This is a genomic window from Advenella mimigardefordensis DPN7 (assembly GCF_000521505.1).
Classification (GTDB): Bacteria; Pseudomonadota; Gammaproteobacteria; order Burkholderiales; family Burkholderiaceae_B; genus Advenella; species Advenella mimigardefordensis.
In genome coordinates this window covers 4,358,216-4,374,791 of sequence record NZ_CP003915.1, presented here as the reverse complement: position 1 = coordinate 4,374,791, position 16,576 = coordinate 4,358,216, and the positions used below count along the sequence as shown (strand labels likewise).

Annotated in this window: 14 protein-coding genes; 12 read left to right on the top strand and 2 right to left on the bottom strand. The window is 52.0% G+C overall.

All coding sequences use genetic code 11. The features are described 5' to 3' along the window. The first annotated feature begins 16 nt into the window (after positions 1–16). From MIM_RS20055 to MIM_RS20025, 7 genes are all read left to right on the top strand, one after another. Positions 17–307 (top strand): (2Fe-2S)-binding protein, encoded by a 291-nt coding sequence (locus MIM_RS20055; RefSeq protein WP_025374550.1) that lies wholly within the window; start codon positions 17–19, stop codon positions 305–307. Further along, entirely contained in the window at positions 304–1,683 is a 1,380-nt protein-coding gene (locus tag MIM_RS20050) for an FAD/NAD(P)-dependent oxidoreductase (protein ID WP_025374549.1), read from the top strand. The genes MIM_RS20055 and MIM_RS20050 overlap by 4 nt, the downstream gene beginning before the upstream one ends. Next, on the top strand, positions 1,671–2,795 hold the full coding sequence (locus MIM_RS20045; protein ID WP_025374548.1) for an NAD(P)/FAD-dependent oxidoreductase: 1,125 nt from the start codon (positions 1,671–1,673) through the stop codon (positions 2,793–2,795). The genes MIM_RS20050 and MIM_RS20045 overlap by 13 nt, the downstream gene beginning before the upstream one ends. A gap of 34 nt (positions 2,796–2,829) precedes the next feature. Then, a complete protein-coding gene (locus MIM_RS20040; RefSeq protein WP_025374547.1) occupies positions 2,830–3,891 on the top strand; it encodes an ABC transporter substrate-binding protein in 1,062 nt (353 codons plus the stop codon). Positions 3,892–4,153: 262 nt separating this feature from the next. Further along, positions 4,154–5,872: a tannase/feruloyl esterase family alpha/beta hydrolase gene (locus tag MIM_RS20035; RefSeq protein WP_025374546.1), complete on the top strand. Its 1,719-nt coding sequence runs from the start codon at positions 4,154–4,156 to the stop codon at positions 5,870–5,872. Between the two features lie 183 nt (positions 5,873–6,055). After that, positions 6,056–6,394 carry a helix-turn-helix domain-containing protein gene (locus MIM_RS20030; protein ID WP_025374545.1) on the top strand — a complete coding sequence of 113 codons (339 nt, stop codon included), beginning with the start codon at positions 6,056–6,058 and terminating at the stop codon, positions 6,392–6,394. A gap of 265 nt (positions 6,395–6,659) precedes the next feature. Beyond that, positions 6,660–8,042, top strand: coding sequence for a GntP family permease (locus MIM_RS20025; protein ID WP_042071847.1), 1,383 nt, complete (start codon positions 6,660–6,662; stop codon positions 8,040–8,042). 4 nt (positions 8,043–8,046) lie between these two features. On the opposite strand, the gene MIM_RS20020 is transcribed toward MIM_RS20025, so the two are convergent. Both MIM_RS20020 and MIM_RS20015 read right to left on the bottom strand, forming a co-directional pair. Continuing rightward, positions 8,047–10,008 carry an FUSC family protein gene (locus tag MIM_RS20020; protein ID WP_084459050.1) on the bottom strand — a complete coding sequence of 654 codons (1,962 nt, stop codon included), beginning with the start codon at positions 10,006–10,008 and terminating at the stop codon, positions 8,047–8,049. A 20-nt stretch (positions 10,009–10,028) separates the two neighbouring features. Further along, positions 10,029–11,306 (bottom strand): capsule biosynthesis protein, encoded by a 1,278-nt coding sequence (locus MIM_RS20015; protein ID WP_025374542.1) that lies wholly within the window; start codon positions 11,304–11,306, stop codon positions 10,029–10,031. A 287-nt stretch (positions 11,307–11,593) separates the two neighbouring features. Here MIM_RS20015 and MIM_RS20010 point away from each other — a divergent pair, with 287 nt between their 5' ends. From MIM_RS20010 to wecB, 5 genes are all read left to right on the top strand, one after another. Next, positions 11,594–12,703 (top strand): Wzz/FepE/Etk N-terminal domain-containing protein, encoded by a 1,110-nt coding sequence (locus tag MIM_RS20010; RefSeq protein ID WP_025374541.1) that lies wholly within the window; start codon positions 11,594–11,596, stop codon positions 12,701–12,703. Positions 12,704–12,765: 62 nt separating this feature from the next. Then, entirely contained in the window at positions 12,766–13,887 is a 1,122-nt protein-coding gene (locus MIM_RS20005) for a polysaccharide biosynthesis/export family protein (RefSeq protein WP_042070628.1), read from the top strand. A gap of 15 nt (positions 13,888–13,902) precedes the next feature. Continuing rightward, positions 13,903–14,694 carry an ABC transporter permease gene (locus MIM_RS20000; protein ID WP_025374539.1) on the top strand — a complete coding sequence of 264 codons (792 nt, stop codon included), beginning with the start codon at positions 13,903–13,905 and terminating at the stop codon, positions 14,692–14,694. Further along, positions 14,691–15,350, top strand: coding sequence for an ABC transporter ATP-binding protein (locus MIM_RS19995; RefSeq protein ID WP_025374538.1), 660 nt, complete (start codon positions 14,691–14,693; stop codon positions 15,348–15,350). Before MIM_RS20000 ends, MIM_RS19995 begins: the two co-directional genes overlap by 4 nt. 89 nt (positions 15,351–15,439) lie before the next feature. Then, entirely contained in the window at positions 15,440–16,576 is a 1,137-nt protein-coding gene (gene wecB / locus MIM_RS19990; protein ID WP_025374537.1) for a non-hydrolyzing UDP-N-acetylglucosamine 2-epimerase, read from the top strand.

Here is a 16,576-nt window from a genome sequence, read left to right as displayed (position 1 = left end):
GGCGAAGGGTAGACTGATGGCCGGACTCTTTATGCGACTGGTAGACCAGGAACGCAAGCCATGCCGTTTTTTTGTGAACGGTACCGTATGTTCGGCGCGCATGGGTGATACGGTCATGACTGCGCTGCTTACCCTCAATGAACATCTGCGCCTGACCGAGTTCACCGGCTCGCCGCGCGCCGGTTTCTGCCTGATGGGTGCATGCCAGGATTGCCTGGTATTGCAGGAAAATGGGCAGCGCGTGCGCGCCTGCTCCACGTTGCTGCAGGAAAATATGCGGTTTGTAATACCGGAGCAAAACAGGTGAACGCGCCGCAGCCGCTTATCGTGGGAGCAGGCCCTGCAGGCATACGTGCCGCCCAGGTGCTGGTGCAGGCCGGGCTGCGGCCTATCGTTATCGACGAAGCCCCCAAACCGGGCGGGCAAATCTATCGCCAGCAGCCCGACGGCTTCGCCAGAACCGCCCGCCAGCTTTACGGATTCGAACACGGCAAAGCCAGCGCACTGCATGAGACGGCCAGGCAAATGATCGCATCGGATCAGATTGATTATCGGCCTGACTCGCTGGTGTGGGACGCGGACCCCCGGCAGTTATATGTCACCCGTGATGGCAAGCATGATGCGATCCCGTATGAAAAAGTCATCCTCGCGACCGGGGCGACAGACCGGGTATTGCCTTTTGCGGGCTGGGCCTTGCCGGGCGTTTACACGCTGGGCGGTGCACAAATCGCACTTAAATATCAGGGCTGCGCGATTGGTTCGCGCGTTGTGCTTGCCGGCACCGGACCGCTGTTGTACCTGGTTGCCTATCAGTATTGCAAGGCCGGCGCGCAGGTGGCGGCCGTGCTCGATACCAGTCCATTTCCCACGCCAGGGCAGGGGCTGCGGGCATTTGCCGCAGACGCGACGTTGATGGCAAAGGGTGTTTATTACATGGGTTGGCTGCGGGCTCACGGTGTGCCGTTGATGCATGGAGTCGCAGCCTTTGCAGCAGATGGTGAGAAAAAGGTCGAATCAGTTCGCTGGCAAAAAAAAGGCGATGCGGCAATGCAAACCCTGGCCTGCGACGCCCTGGCTTGTGGCTTCGGCCTGCGCTCTGAAAATCAGTTGGCCAGTCTGCTGGGCTGCGAATTTGCGTTTGATGAGCAGGATGGCAGTTGGCAACCTATCGTGCAGCCTGGTGGCCAAAGCAGCCGCGCCAATGTGTATCTGGCCGGTGACGGCATGCGCATTGGCGGAGCAGACATGGCCGAACTGACCGGCAGGCAGTGTGCCTACAGTGTGTTGCAGGACCTGGGTATCCCTCGTGATAAAAAGCAGGTGACAAAGCTGACGCGGCAAATTGCCCGTGGCCGCAAAACGCGTCAGTGTATTGACAGTATGTTTGCGCCGCCTGCTCATTGGCTGGATAAGGCCGACGATGCCCTGATGATTTGTCGCTGCGAAGAAATCCTTGTGGGTGATGTTCGCCAGATGCTGCGCGACGATCCACATTCCGGTCTGAACAGAATGAAAGCCCTGTCGCGCGTAGGCATGGGTCGCTGCCAGGGCAGAATGTGTGTGGCGGGGGCCTCCATGCTGTTGGCACATGAACAAGGCATTGCCCTTGCCTGCGTGGAGCGATTGCGCAATCAACCGCCCGTCAAGCCTATCCCGATAGGAGGGGCGGCATGCAAACCCTGAATGCTGACGTACTGATTATCGGTGCAGGCATCATTGGCGCCAGCACGGCCTACTTTTTGTCAAAACAGGGCCTGCGGGTGGTGCTGTGCGATGCCGGACAAAGCGGCACCAAGGCCAGTGGCGTGAACTTTGGCGGTGTCAGGCGTCAGGGGCGGCCGATCTCGCAAATGCCGCTGGCAGCACGATCGCATGAACTGTGGGGACAGCTGCGCGAACTGATTGGCATAGACGGTGAATATATTCGTTGCGGCCATCTGAAAATCGCGTTCACCGAGCAAGACATGGAACGCCTGCAGGCATACAACCGCAGCGTCGCGTCTTGTGGCCTGGATCTGCAATGGCTGGACCCGGATCAGGTGCGTAGCCGCTACCCGTGGTTAGGGGCGAACATAGCCGGCGCATCGTTATGCCCGGCAGACGGCCATGCCAATCCGCGTCTGGTATCGCCCGCGCTTTCCTGGGCGGCACAGCAGGCCGGAACTAGGTTGATGGAACATTGTCGCATCACCGACAGCCACTATGACGGTCGTCATTTTCAGTCGGAAACGGCAGATCACCAGCGGATTCAGTCGCGCTTTCTGGTGAATGCAGCAGGCGCCTGGGCAGCTAATATCGCAGCGATGTTCGGCGAGCCGGTGCCGCTCACAGAAATCTATCCGCAGATGGGCGTGACAGAACCGCTGCCGCCCATCATGAACGTGGTGTTGGGCGTACAGGGCGGCGGCATTTATGCCCGGCAGGTCGCGCGCGGCAATATTATTTTCGGCGGCAGCCGGGCGCTATCGCTCACTGCCGGTTATGCCCGTCCGTCGCACGAAAGTGTAAGCCTGTTGCTAACGAGATTGGCGGGGCTTATTCCAGGAATCGCACATGCAAATGTGATCAGATTCTGGAGCGGCGTCGAAGGCGCAACGCCCGATCTGAACCCATTTCTCGGCCCCAGCCGCCAGACGCCAGGTCTTTTTCATGGTTTTGGCTATAGCGGTGCGGGATTTCAGATAGGCCTTGCTTCGGGGGAAGTGCTGGCGCAACTGATCGCGACCGGCAACACCCGTATCCCGATAGCGGATTTTCGAATAGACAGATTTACAGCTGATTCCGGCAAGCTGTAGATCTCTTCATGGAATGCCGGCAAAAGGAACACAGATGAAATCAGTATCAGTAAAAAAACGTCCAGCCGTTATGGCTTGCATGCTGGCTGTGGCCGGAATGCTGGCAGGCGCAAACGCGAGCGCGGAACAGAAAACGCTTTATCTTGGCATGAACGGCGGCGATATGCAGCGCGGGTTCGAAGAGCATGTCTTTCCCGCTTTTGAAAAAGCCAATAATGTGAAAATTGTGGTGGTGCCGGGTACCTCAACCGACGTGCTGGCAAAGGCGCAGGCGTTCAAGGACAAACCACAAATGCACATCATGTTTCTGGATGATGGCATCATGAACCGCGCCACCAAAATGGGGCTGTGCGAACCTATCAAGGACGACAAGGCGCTGTCCGAGTTGTATCCTGAAACGCTGATTGGCAAAAACATGGCTGCGGGCGTGGTCACGACCATGACCGGCCTGGCATACAACACCAAACTGTTCAAGGAAAACAACTGGGCGCCGCCCACCTCGTGGAAAGACCTGGCCGATCCCAAGTACAAGGGCAAAGTGGTCTTTCAGTCTGTCGCCAGCAGCACCTACGGCCTGCACGCCTTCATGATGCTGAATCGGATCGATGGCGGCGACGACAGCAACTATCAGGATGCGCTGACCAAGTTCAAAGACACGGTCGCCAAAAACGTGGTTGCCTATGTGCCGAGTTCAGCAAAAATTTCGGAGATGACGCAAACCGGGGAAGCCGCGCTGTTCCCGCTTACGCCTACTGCCATCTATTCGCTGAAAGAAAAGAAATTACCGGTGGAATATGTGGATCCGAAAGAAGGTTCCGTGTTGCTGGCGGTCGCCCAGTGCGTCATCGCCAACAACAGCGAACCGGAACTGGCGCAAAAACTGGCCTCGTACCTGCTGTCGGTATCCGCTCAGGAAGGCGCACTTAAATTCGGGCAGTATCCGTCCAACAAAAATGTGGCGGCCAAAACCGAGCACAAGGAACTGCTGGGCGACTTTGAGAAATATATGAAGCACGTGGTTGTGATGGACTGGGATGCCATCAACAAAGTTCGCCCGAAACTGAATCGCGACTGGAAAGAGCAGATCGAACGATAAAGACAGGCAGTACAAAGCAGACAGAGCAGGGGCGCACAGGGTTGCGCCCCTGCGGTATTGAACAGAGTTTCCCCCGCAGACCGCAGTTTATCGGCCTGCTCGGGGCGAACGCTACGCCTTGCGGACGCAACACGTGAGAGGAAACACGACGTACCGCGCTCTCGGGTCTGACCACGTCGACGCAACCCTTCCCCTTTTCTTTAAAAGCATTTAGTATCTGATAAAAAATAATCCAAATGCAATACAAGAAAGAGGAGAGATCATGCTGGCTGTGTCTTCACGTTTTGTCACCATACTGGGTGCCGCTTGCAGTTTGGCGATTGTCGCAGGTTGCGCAGCAACCGGGCAGAGCAATCAGGCAGCCCGTTCCTGTAGCGAGCTCAACGGCGCCACCGTCCCGGCTGCCTCCATCGGCCTGGCCACGCGCGGTGCAACGGTCACGGCAACGCAATACCAGCCGCCGGTCGCTACCGCCCCCAAAACCCACGAGGGCTATTGCAAGGTGCTGGGCGACATTGCGCCGGTAGATCCTCAGGCACCGGCCATCAAGTTTCAGCTGAATCTGCCCGCACACTGGAATGGCAAGTCGTTGATGATTGGCGGCGGTGGCTATAACGGTGTGCCCGCCAAAACCACCGATCTTTTGCCGGCCGGGCCAGTGGACAAACCCGATCCCATCGGACTTGGTTATGCCACCTACGGCAGTGACTCCGGCCATCAGCTGGCCGACGACCCGGCCAATCCCGGCAAGTTTGCCCTCAACCAGGAGGCGCTGAAAAACTTTGCCTACGAAGCACTCAAGAAAACCCACGATACGGCTCAGTACCTGATTACCGGCCATTATGGCAAGCGCTCACAAGTGAAATATTTCGCCGGTGGGTCCACCGGTGGTCGTGAAGCGCTCGCTGTAATCCAGAAGTGGCCAGATGATTTCAATGGCGTCATTGCGCTTTATCCTGCTTTTGCCGCCGCCTCGCTGGATCTGCAATTTGGCCGCATCACCCGTGCACTGGCCCAGCCCGGCGCCTATCCCAATCTGCAAAAGCGAGACGCTCTGTATAAGGCCGGTATGCAGGCATGCGACGAGCTCGATGGCGTGAAGGACGGATTAATCAGCAACCAGCGCCAATGTAACCGGATTTTTGATCCTGCGACGGCCACGGTGGACGGACGCCCCTTGCGCTGCGAAAACGGCCAGGACACGGGTAACCAATGCCTGTCGGACGCACAGATCGGGGCAATGAAAGTATTTGCATCGGATATCGTATTCAAACCGCCGGTCGGCAGCGGTGAAGTGCGTCATGCCGGTTTCAACACCTGGGGTGTCGACCTGGGGCGTCCGGCCGGCGACAGCAAGCTACAGGCCACCGTCAATTACCTGAATCTGGGTTCGATTGCGCCGGCCTATCCCATGCCGCCCAATCCGGCAGGCAGCCAGAGCGTGCCTTACCATGCCGGCTTCTGGGACCAATGGGTGAAGTACTTCATCACGCAGGACCCTGCCTACAACAGCTTGTCGCTGGATCCGACCCAGCCGGGCACATGGCGCAAGCGCATCAATGAACTCACGCGACTGCAGGACATCAATAAGACGAACCTGTCTGCCTTTGCCGATCATGGCGGCAAACTGCTCATTGCCCATGGCATTGCCGATGGTCTGGTGCCTACGCGGGCCACCGAAGACTATGTCAGACGAGTGCGTGCCACCATGGGTAAACAGAATGCCGACCAATTCCTGCGGTACTACGAAATTCCCGGGTATGGTCATGCTGTAAGCACGGTATTCAATGCCAGCTGGGATTCCCTGGGTGCGCTGGAGAACTGGGTAGAGAAGGGCGTTGAACCCGGGCCCCAAGTGGTGGCAGACACCGCGGGCGTGCCCGGCAGGACCCGTCCGCTGTGTGAATATCCGGCCTGGCCCAGATATGCGGGCAGTGGCGACGTGAATCTCGCTGCGTCGTTTGAGTGTGTCCGTCAATAAACCGGGCTCTGGCATCGTAAACACCAGATATAGTATTTTTGTTCTATTAATGATGCATATTGCTGCTTTATGCGTCATTAATGGAACTTTTCCTTGCGCTGGAGCTGTTGCAAGTTTATTATGTTCTATAAATAGGTCGTTAAGGCTCTATCCGCCCTATTAATGGAATAAAGAAAGATCATCATGGCCAAACCACCTACCCGTTCATATTCCCGTTATAGTCGCGACGCCGCTCAACTATTCGGTCTGCTCATTCGCAATGCACGGATTGAGCGTCAGCTCACCGTAGAGCAACTGGCAGAACGTGCTGGTGTATCTCGTGGGCTGGTCTATCGGGCCGAAGAGGGGGATATGGGCTGCGCGATCGGGGCAGTGTTTGAACTGGCCACGATTGTCGGTGTGCCTCTGTTTTCAGCAGACCAACCCGCGCTGGCACTGCACCTGGCAAATGCGCACAAAATTCTTTCCCTCCTGCCGCGCGCCGTTCGCTCCTCGAGAACGGCACTAAAGGATGACTTCTAGGCAAGCTGTTTTGCGGGTTTTCTGAATGCAGTCGGAAATTTCAATTGAATTCGACTAAAACCTAGGGATAACGCTAATCTGGTTAACCCTTGCCCACGCCTGCAACATTCAATCCCTATAATGACAGCCACTCTTCCAATGTACTGGAAAAATCAACTAATTCATGGCTGATTGGGTACCGGCAAAACCGCAGCTGCGGGTGTTGTTCCCGTTCCCCAAAAACGGCCATCGTTTGCTGTTCTCTAAGGGGATTATTTTGTTAAGCATGATGTCAATTGTGATATCTCTGGTTCTGCTGATGTATCTGGCGTACCGGGGTTATTCTGTTCTGATCCTGGCGCCACTGCTGGCTGCGCTGGCTGTTCTGCTCTCTGGTGATGTTGCCCAGTTGCTGCCCATTTACACCGAAACGTTCATGCCGGCGCTGGGTAAATACCTGCTGCAGTTCTTCCCGGTCTTCCTGCTGGGCGCGCTGTTTGGCCAGCTTATGGCTGATTCTGGCGCAGCGGCGTCCATCGCCAACTGGATCATGCGGGTACTTGGCCCCCGCCACGCCATTCTGACCGTGGTGCTGGCCTGCGGCATTCTTACTTACGGCGGTGTCTCGCTGTTCGTCGTCGCTTTTGCCATTTATCCTATTTCAAAAGTCATGTTCTACATGGCCGATATCCCTAAACGCCTGGTGCCGGCCGCCATCGCCCTGGGTGCCTTTACCTTCACCATGACAGCGCTGCCGGGTACGCCGGCCATCCAGAACACCATTCCAATCCCTTATTACGGCACCAACGCATTTGCCGCGCCTGGCCTGGGTATCATTGGTGGTGTGATTATGTTCGGGCTGGGTATGCTGTGGCTTTTGAGTCGCGCCCGCAAGGCCAAGGCTGCCGGTGAAGGCTACGGCGATCATAACGATGGCGTCGCTACCGAGGTAATCAGTACAGACCACAATATTTCATTTGTCGCCAGCATTATTCCGCTGATCCTGGTGATTGGCATCAATGCCCTGTTTACCTACGGGATTTTCGAGGGCATGGACGTAACTTACCTTAAGGATAACTTCCCGTCGCTGAATGTGAAAGGCGCGCTCGGGCTGTGGGCCATTATTATTTCACTTGTTGTGTCGTGCCTGTGGCTTATTATTGCCCGCTTGCGTCACTGGACCAACCTGAAAGAGACCATCAACAAGGGCGCCTATGGCTCCATGTTGCCTATCTTCAATACCGCATCGGAAGTGGGTTATGGTGCCGTGATCGCCAGTCTGGCCGGTTTTGCGATTATCAAGGAGTTTGTACTGGGCGTCGCGCCTGGCAATCCGCTGATTTCCGAGAGTATTGCCATGACCTCGCTGGCGGGTATCACCGGCTCCTCATCGGGCGGTCTGAGTATTGCTCTGCAAACACTGGGGGCAGACTACCTGCGCCTGGCTCAGGAAAGTGGCATCAGCCCGGAACTGCTGCACCGCGTCGCGGTCATGTCGGCCGGCGGGTTTGATACACTGCCACACTGCGGCGCGATTATCACGCTGCTGGCTATTTGCGGCCTGACTCATCGCCAGTCCTATCTGAACATTGCCGCCGTGACGATCGTGGCGCCGCTTATCTCTGTGGCCGTGGTGATCACGCTGGGTACTGTGTTCGGATCGTTCTGATTAGTTAGCTTTGGTTGGGGCTGATACCCGGGCGGTACGCGAAAAAGTCCCGTCCGGCCACCAGCGCCTCGGATGCCGACCAAAGCGCGGCCGCAACCTCAGATTGCTGCACGTCCCTGCCGTATTGCATAAGCGTGGCGGCCAGCGTGTTAGGTTCGTCTGTAAACGTATTGAGCTGCGCGTTCAGATCCTGCAGAATGGCATGGGTTTGCGGCGTCCAGCCTTCTTGCAAGCTATGCAACTGCGCAATACTGTATCCAAAATTGAGTGCCGAAATAAGATGCGCCGGTGCCAGGCTATTGCGCTGGCTCGATTGCGCCAGATGCGAAGTCAGGCGCAGCGTCTGGCGAACCGAACGCGCCATCCATTGTTCGGTGCCGAGCCTATCGCTATTGTTGATCAGTCTGAACAGATCGCGGTTGATGGTTTGGGTGGCTTCATGCACGTGCCGGTCACTGCGCCGGGGCAGCAGAATAAAACCACCGGCCACAATACATGCCGCCACAATCATGGAGCCAGATTCGGCCACCACATCCATTGCGGTCACAACCCGGGCCGGCAACATCGCCTGGCTGCCCAGTAAAAATGCCATACAGGCGTCCAGTGCCGGAAATGCGAACATCGTGCTGGCTCGCGCCATACCACCAACCAGCAGAAACGGCAGAATAGACGCCACCACCAGCCCCGTGCTGTGGATATGCGGAAAAATCGCGAGCCGATAGCCAATGGCGACAATCGACCCCACAATAATGCCCTTGAGCAGAAACGGAGCCACGATTTGTGGCTTAATCATGGAGCCCAGCACCAGCGAGAACATGGCTGTTGCCAGCGCGGTCATCTCACCAATAAAAGAACCACCCACATAGGCAAGCGATGCCGATACCAGCGTAATCAGGCCACACAACAGCCCCGTCTGACGTGCCAGCCCCCAGTTGGTTGCCGGCGCCAGCATGGGCGCATCGGCTCTGAACACAAACCTTGCTGATTCCTGATCAGCCGTAAGCAACCACTTGGCGCCTCTTAGCAGGCGTTGCAAATGCTGCGCCAGGTCGGCGTCTGTGGCCTGAGCCAAAGCCAGCGCTTCAGCCATATGCTGCGTGCTCAGGATCTGCTGGGCATCTTCTTTGGTTAGCGCAGAAATGGCCAGCAACAGGTTGCCCAGCTCCGGAGCGATGGGCTGGCCGGGTCGGTTGTGCGTATGCAGTCTGCGCGAGGTGGCCAGCAGGCCGATGGTAGACACGATCATGGCATTGATCACCCGCTTGTGTTTCGCTGCTGTTCGCGAGCCGGCCATAATAGCCAGCGCCGAGGCCTCCAGGCGGCTTATCTTCTGCAGGATTTCAGCTTCCTGCCCCGCACCGTCTTTGGTGACGCCCTTAAGCGTGGTGCCCATCAAATAGCAGGCGCTGGCTGCCACTTCGCACACAGACAGGTAAAACCGGTCCCGATCGGCATTAGGCGTGAGCAGGGCAGACGACAGGGTAATCATGATCACCCCGATAAACGTACACTCCACCCGGGCCAGCGCCAGCTGCATATAGTGCTCGGGTGCGAACATGCAGGGAATCACCACGACCACAGCTGTAATACCGGCCATCAGCGCCGCGTACGAATGTACCCCGTAAAGCAGATGGGTCAGCGCGGCAAAGACAGCCACCCACAGCGCCAGCATCAACAGTGCAGCATAGGGGGCGTCCTGAATGAAATGAATCATGCCAAACCCGGCCAGGGCGCCCAGCGCCGTCCCTACCACCCGATACAGCCCGCGCTCGAACGCCAGTCCGCGGGTGGCCTGGGCCACCACGAATACAGGCATGGCTGCCCAGAATGGGTTGGGGATGTGAAGAAAGGAAGCGATGGCAAACGCCAGCCAGGCACTGAAGGCAAGTTGCAGCCCGTAAACCACTCCCCGCCTGTCCAGCCCGATTTTTTTGGCGAGAAGGTGTGGAAGATTTACATTTGTCATGGTACGAAAGGGCAGAGAAATCAGCCGTGAATGTGACTATCGGATCGAAATTTATTGGGTTTGATTGAGTTTTCGTCGTTTTTTAATGCGATCCAGGACAGGCCTGTAGCGGCCTTTTCGCCCTTGATGCGCTTGTAGAAATTCCCATTGATCTGCGTGGTCGCGATCAGATAATTACGGAACGAACCAAAAAGCTTGCTGTCTACCTTTTCATCTGCCGCCTCGCGCCAGAATTCATCCAGGGTCCCCTGATACGTGAGCCCCTTGAAGTCATACATGGCGCGCCCGCATACCTTGAGCGGAGAGCCGTGCAGCAATGCCGACAAACCAACGGTACTGTTGACCACAACGGTGCCAATGGCATGATCCAGCAATGAAGGCAAATGCTGGTCGTGAATGTAATGGACGCGACCAGACAAATCGTACAGAAACTCCAGTTGCTGCAGCCAGTTGGAGTAATCATTATAGCCCCGGTCCATGGGGTGGTGTTTGATGACCAGATGGGTGCCCAGTGGCGCGTGCTTGGAAAAGGAAGTAACGACATGCCGGATAAACGTCTCTACCGTCGCAAAATCAGAATGTGTATGGATCTGGGCGTCGTTATACACTTGTAGCGGTAGCAGAAAGTACTGTTTGGAGAGCGTGGTCGTTAGCTTCTTCTCCATATGCCGTTCCGTGATGCGGTAATAGGCCTTACGCAGGAAACTGCGGGTCCAGATATATCCCTCTATGATATGCAGGCGGCGGTGATGGCGGTAATGCCAGAAGAAGGGCTTGAGCAATAAACTACAGACGTAGTACAGAAACGCCCATAGCATCATTTGCGGGAAGGCATAGCCCACCTGCTTCTCTTTGGGGGTTGGGATGGCTTTCTGGCTGAAATAAAATTGCGCTTCCCGGGCCGCACTGGAATGGTTATTTACGCCGTTTTTTTCCAGTGTGATGAAGTTTGGACGCACATAGCCTTCTTCAAAAACACCAATCTGCACACCATACTGGGTCGCAATCTGATGGGCAACAACGTGAATGGGGCGGCAGTCGCCGAACAGGAAAATGATATCAATATCCAGATCGTTCAGCAGATTTTCGAAAAAACTGCGCCACTCCCGTGGATGGCTGCGAAAATTGATTGCGTTCTTATCGTTGAAGAGCCAGTCGCCGCCACTGAAATTGATGGCGTGCACAGTCGCACCCTGGCGCCGAAGGTCAGTTGCAAAGCGACGAAAAAAAGGACCAACTGGCCCTTGCAATAGCAAAATATTCTTGCCGCTGAACGCTTCGATTCCGTCAATTATCACGGCAGTTTACGAATCCTTATTAAAGTAAATTATAGTTTTTTTGGGGATTTTCGGATAAATACCATGAGAGAATAGCGCAAATATCAGCTTCTTGCAGTGTATCATGTGGTAATAAACATGAAAATATATTTCATGAAAAATAATAAAATCCTTATAAATCAGTAGTCTATGCGTATTAAAAAAACATCATTTCAAGTAAAAAACCTTCTGGTAATTGCAAAATAAGGACTATTACAGGGTTTTCATTCTACAATCGCTGCACGATCAAACCTATTAGTGATTTGTAGATGTCAAACTCATCCAACAAAAACCGGTTCTTATTTATTGGGATTGTTTTGATTCCTTTTGTGGTAGCAATTGTCTATTACGCATTTTTTGCCACAAATCGGTACGTGAGTACAGCTCAGGTTGCTGTGCGCCAAACAGACAATGGAAATTCTGCCATCAATAATGCGCCTGGACTCGCATTATTGCTCGGAGCGACGAACCCTACTTCAAGGGAAGAAACTTTATTTTTGAGAGAGTTTATCGTTTCGAACGATATGTTGAATGTGCTGAAAAAGCAGGTGAATTGGAGTGAGCATTACTCAGCAGTATATTCAGACCCATTTTACTGGCTGGATAAAAATGCAAACCAAGAAGATTCACTTGCATACTTTCGTAAAGTTGTACAAGTTCATTTTGATTCTGAAACAGGGTTGCTTAGCGTGAACGTTGAGGCATTTGATGCCGATACGTCTGAAAAAATTCTTAGCGTTATCCTTAAGGAAAGTGACCATTTTGTTAATGAGTTATCCCATAAGTTGACTAGGGATCAGTTGGCTTTCGTAGAGCGTGAATTACAGACTGCGCGTACCAATTATGAGTTAAGGCGCGACGAATTGCTGGATTTTCAAGCTAAAAACGATTTGGTCGATGCAGAAGCGACGATTACCGCACGATCTCAGATGATTGCTGCGATGGAAGCGGAGTTGGCGACGGAACGAGCAAAGTTGTCAGCATTGATGTCTTCGTTGAATTCAGATGCTCCGCAAGTGCAACAGCAACGCCGCAGAATTGATTCAATCGCTAAACAACTATCAGTTGAAAATAAAAAACTTATTTCGCGGGAAGGAAGTCGTCAGTTAAATACTGTGGCAGCTACGTTTCGAGATTTATCGATTAGGTCCTCGATTGCTGAGGAAGCATACAAAATCAGTCTGGCGTCTTTAGAAAATACTCGTATTGAAATGAATAAGAAATTCCGCAGTCTCGCTGTTATCACTAGCCCTAATTTGCCTGACAGAGCTATTTATCCAGATCGTATCTACAATCTACTTGCTGTATTAATCGGTTTATTGGCACTGTTTGGAATAGTGCGATTTGTGATTGCGACAATAGAAGATCATAAGGATTGAGATAAATGCACAAGGTAAATGAAAGTGAAAGGCTTATGTTTAATCTAGGTGACTCATAAATTATGCGCTCATATAATATATTCACTAGCTTTTCGCACAGCCGGTACATCAAAATTGCTGGGATAGTGTGTTTTACTGTTCTGCTTTCTGGATGCGGCTCTTTGTTGTCTGGTACGGGGCCGTATAGCAGTTCGATTCGAGATGGTGGAAAAGCTGACTCTGATTTTCCTTATAAAGTGGTAGATTTAAGTCCACTAAATGTTAATGAGTACGCGCGAAAAGCTCCTCTTCCTCCTTCAGCAAAGGTGTCAACGACTGGTTCGACTGTCATTAAGCTGATCCCCGGTGATGTGATGAAAATTATGATTTCCGATTCAGCAGAAGGCGGAGTTTTTGCTCCGTTGTCTGATGGCGGAACGACTTTCAATAATGTTCGTGTTTCGTCTGATGGCACGATCACGTTACCTTATGTAGGTACCCTGAATGTAAGAAATAGTACATTGGCGCAAGTGGACAAGGATATTCGAAAAGGACTGAAGGGATCAGTTGCAACGGATCCTCAGGTTCATAGTGAGCTTGTTGGTGATCTTTCTGGATCCGTGCTTGTGGCAGGTGCAGTAAAGGCGCCAGGCCGGTTCTCTAGTTTGCAGGGCCCGCTCACAATTCTTGATGCCATTAATATGGCTGGTGGGCCAGTAATGGAGCCCCACTTAATCAATGTAACTGTTCGGAATGGAAAGCAGGCCTACACGATTAACTATGAGGATGTGCTCGAAGGGGGGAACAGACAGATTGCGCCGCGCTCAGAGGTGATAGTTGATCGAGCTAGGCAGCGTTTTGTTGCTATGGGGTCTGTAAAAGAACCTGGACTTAAAGATCTACCCGCTCGCAATCCGAGCCTGTTAGAGGTACTGGGCTCAGTTGGTGGATTGGATGAAACAAAGGCTGATCCACAAGGCGTGTTTGTGTTTAGGGTCAATCCGAATCCTAAAGAGGGGGAGCCTGCGGCTCAAGTGTTTAGACTGGATATGCGTAAGCCAGAGTCAATTTTTTTAGCTAGGGCATTTCAGGTATTTCCGGAAGATGCTGTCTACGTGACCAATGCGCCAGTGTACGAATGGAACAAAATTATTTCGCCTATCGTACAGACAATATACTTGGGCCGAACGCTCGAGAGGCTGTAATTTAAAAGGCAGGAAATGACATTTCAGAATAGGTCGTCATTCCAGATTACAAAATCTGTGCTATTTGCTCTCGTGTTGCGCGAAATGCGGGGATTGTTTGGGGCGCGTCGATTTGGTGCGTTCTGGATGTTTTTCGAGCCGGTCATGCAGGTTGGCCTGATTATGGCTATATTTTCGTTTCGAAATGTCACCGGAGCAAACGGTATAGAATTTCCAGTATTCCTGATGACTGGCATGATTCCCTTTTTTTTATGCCGGAATATTGTTCTAAAGGGCATTGAAGCTGTTAATGCTAACCGAGCGTTATTTGGCTACAAACAAATCAAGCCTATTGATGCGGTTGTGGCTCGAACCTTAATGGAAGCAGCCTTATATTCATGTGTCTATGTGATCTTCATGTTTATCCTGGGCTTTTGTTTTGGCTATGATGTATCCATTCGGGACCCGGTGCGCTGGGTGTTCGTTATATTGATTGGAATAACGTTGTCGTTTTCACTCGGACTAATATTTTGTATTTTGGGAGAAATATTGGTTGAAAGTAAGATTGTAATACGGATGCTGTTTTTTCCGGTATATCTACTTTCTGGAGTGATTTTTCCAATTTGGGTCTTTCCTGCCGAAATCTTGAACTGGCTGCTTTGGAATCCCTACGCGCATATTATTGACGAACTCCGTTACGCGACTTTTGCTTATTATCCTGACCATGCCGGAGTAAATATTATGTATCCAATTCGGGTCACTGTGTGCGTGTTGTTGATAGCAATGGGGTTATATCGAATTCGGCGATTGAAATTGATAGCCATATGATAGAAATACGTAATATCACCAAGTCTTATCAAACTAATACTGGAAGAGAGTTCGTGTTCCGCGACTTATCTGTATTAGTTCCATCGGGAAAGAATGTTGCACTGATTGGTAGGAATGGGGCGGGAAAGTCCACTCTGATGCGTTTAATTGGTGGCTTGGATACGCCGGATAAAGGGCAAATTCTGGTGAACGGTTCCATATCGTGGCCGGTTGGGTTGTCCGGTGGGTTCCAAGGCTCGCTTTCTGCTCGAGAAAATGTAAAGTTTGTTGCTCGGGTATATGGGGCGGAAGGCCAGCGAATGCGTGAAATCATAAAATTTGTGGAAGATTTTGCTGAGATCGGTCGTTATTTTGATAGGCCTGTAAAAACTTTTTCGTCAGGCATGAGGTCAAGGGTTGCATTTGGATTAAGCCTTGCATTTGATTTTGATTATTACTTGATTGACGAGGCTATGTCTACAGGAGACGCGCATTTTAAAAACAAAGCCGCTAATGCATTTAAGGAAAGAATTAGTAGATCAAAAGTCATATTGGTAACCCACTCTATGTCACAAGTGCGATCGATGTGTGATTATGCGCTTCTTATAGAAGACGGCAGGGTTTATTCCTATGAAAATGTCGAAGATGCGATAAAACAATATGAAAGCGAGAGCTAGGGTAGTCAAATTAACGACATGTTGCATGTTTATAATATGACATGTGAAATTTTATCGAGGCGGTGGTAGTGATTGAGTATGAGGAATAAATGAAAATATTAACGGTATTTGGGACGCGCCCGGAGGCTATAAAAATGGCTCCCTTAGTTAAACTGCTGGAGCAGCAGAAAAATATTCACAGCAGCGTATGCGTAACCGCCCAACATCGCCAAATGCTGGATCAGGTCTTGGATTTATTCGAAATTACGCCAGATTATGATTTGAATATTATGAAACCTGGTCAAACGCTATCCGGAATAACAACAGAGATTCTAAGTCGTATAGAGTCAGTCCTTACAAGGGACAAACCCGATTTGGTGCTGGTTCACGGTGACACTTCGACTACATTTGCAACTGCGTTGGCTGCTTATTATCATCGCATTCCAGTGGGGCATGTAGAGGCTGGGCTGAGAACCGGGAATATATACTCACCTTGGCCCGAAGAAGCGAATCGCAAGTTGACAGGTGTATTAGCTGCCTTGCATTTTGCTCCGACCGGTCAGTCGAAAAATAATCTTATTAATGAGGCTGTTCCTGAAGATCAGATCACCGTAACCGGTAACACTGTTATCGATGCGTTGTTGTGGGTCAAAGATAAACTTGAGTCTGACAGCGGCCTTGCTCAAATCTTTAAGGCTAAATTTGATTTTCTCCGCGAGGGCAGTAGGCTTGTTCTTATCACTGGGCACCGCAGAGAAAATTTTGGCGATGGGTTCGAACGCATTTGCAGTGCAATTAAATTGCTTGCTCAAAAATTTCCAGAATGCGATTTTGTTTACCCTGTTCACTTAAACCCTAGAGTTCGTGAGCCTGTTGAACGTATTTTAGATGGTGTGCATAACGTACATTTGATCGAGCCGCAAGATTACTTGCCATTTGTCTATCTTATGTTACGGTCATATATTATCTTGACTGATTCTGGCGGGATTCAAGAAGAGGCGCCCTCATTAGGTAAACCGGTGCTCGTTATGCGAGATACAACAGAGCGACCGGAGGCTGTGGGAGCGGGCACTGTTCGGTTAGTTGGGACAAATGTTGCAACAATTGATGAAGAAGTGTCTCGTCTATTGACAGACGCGCAAGCGTATACAGAAATGAGCGTCGCGCATAATCCATATGGCGATGGGAAGGCATGTGAACGAATTGTTCATGCAATCCAGCAGCGTGGCTTGGTTCCAAGTATTTAA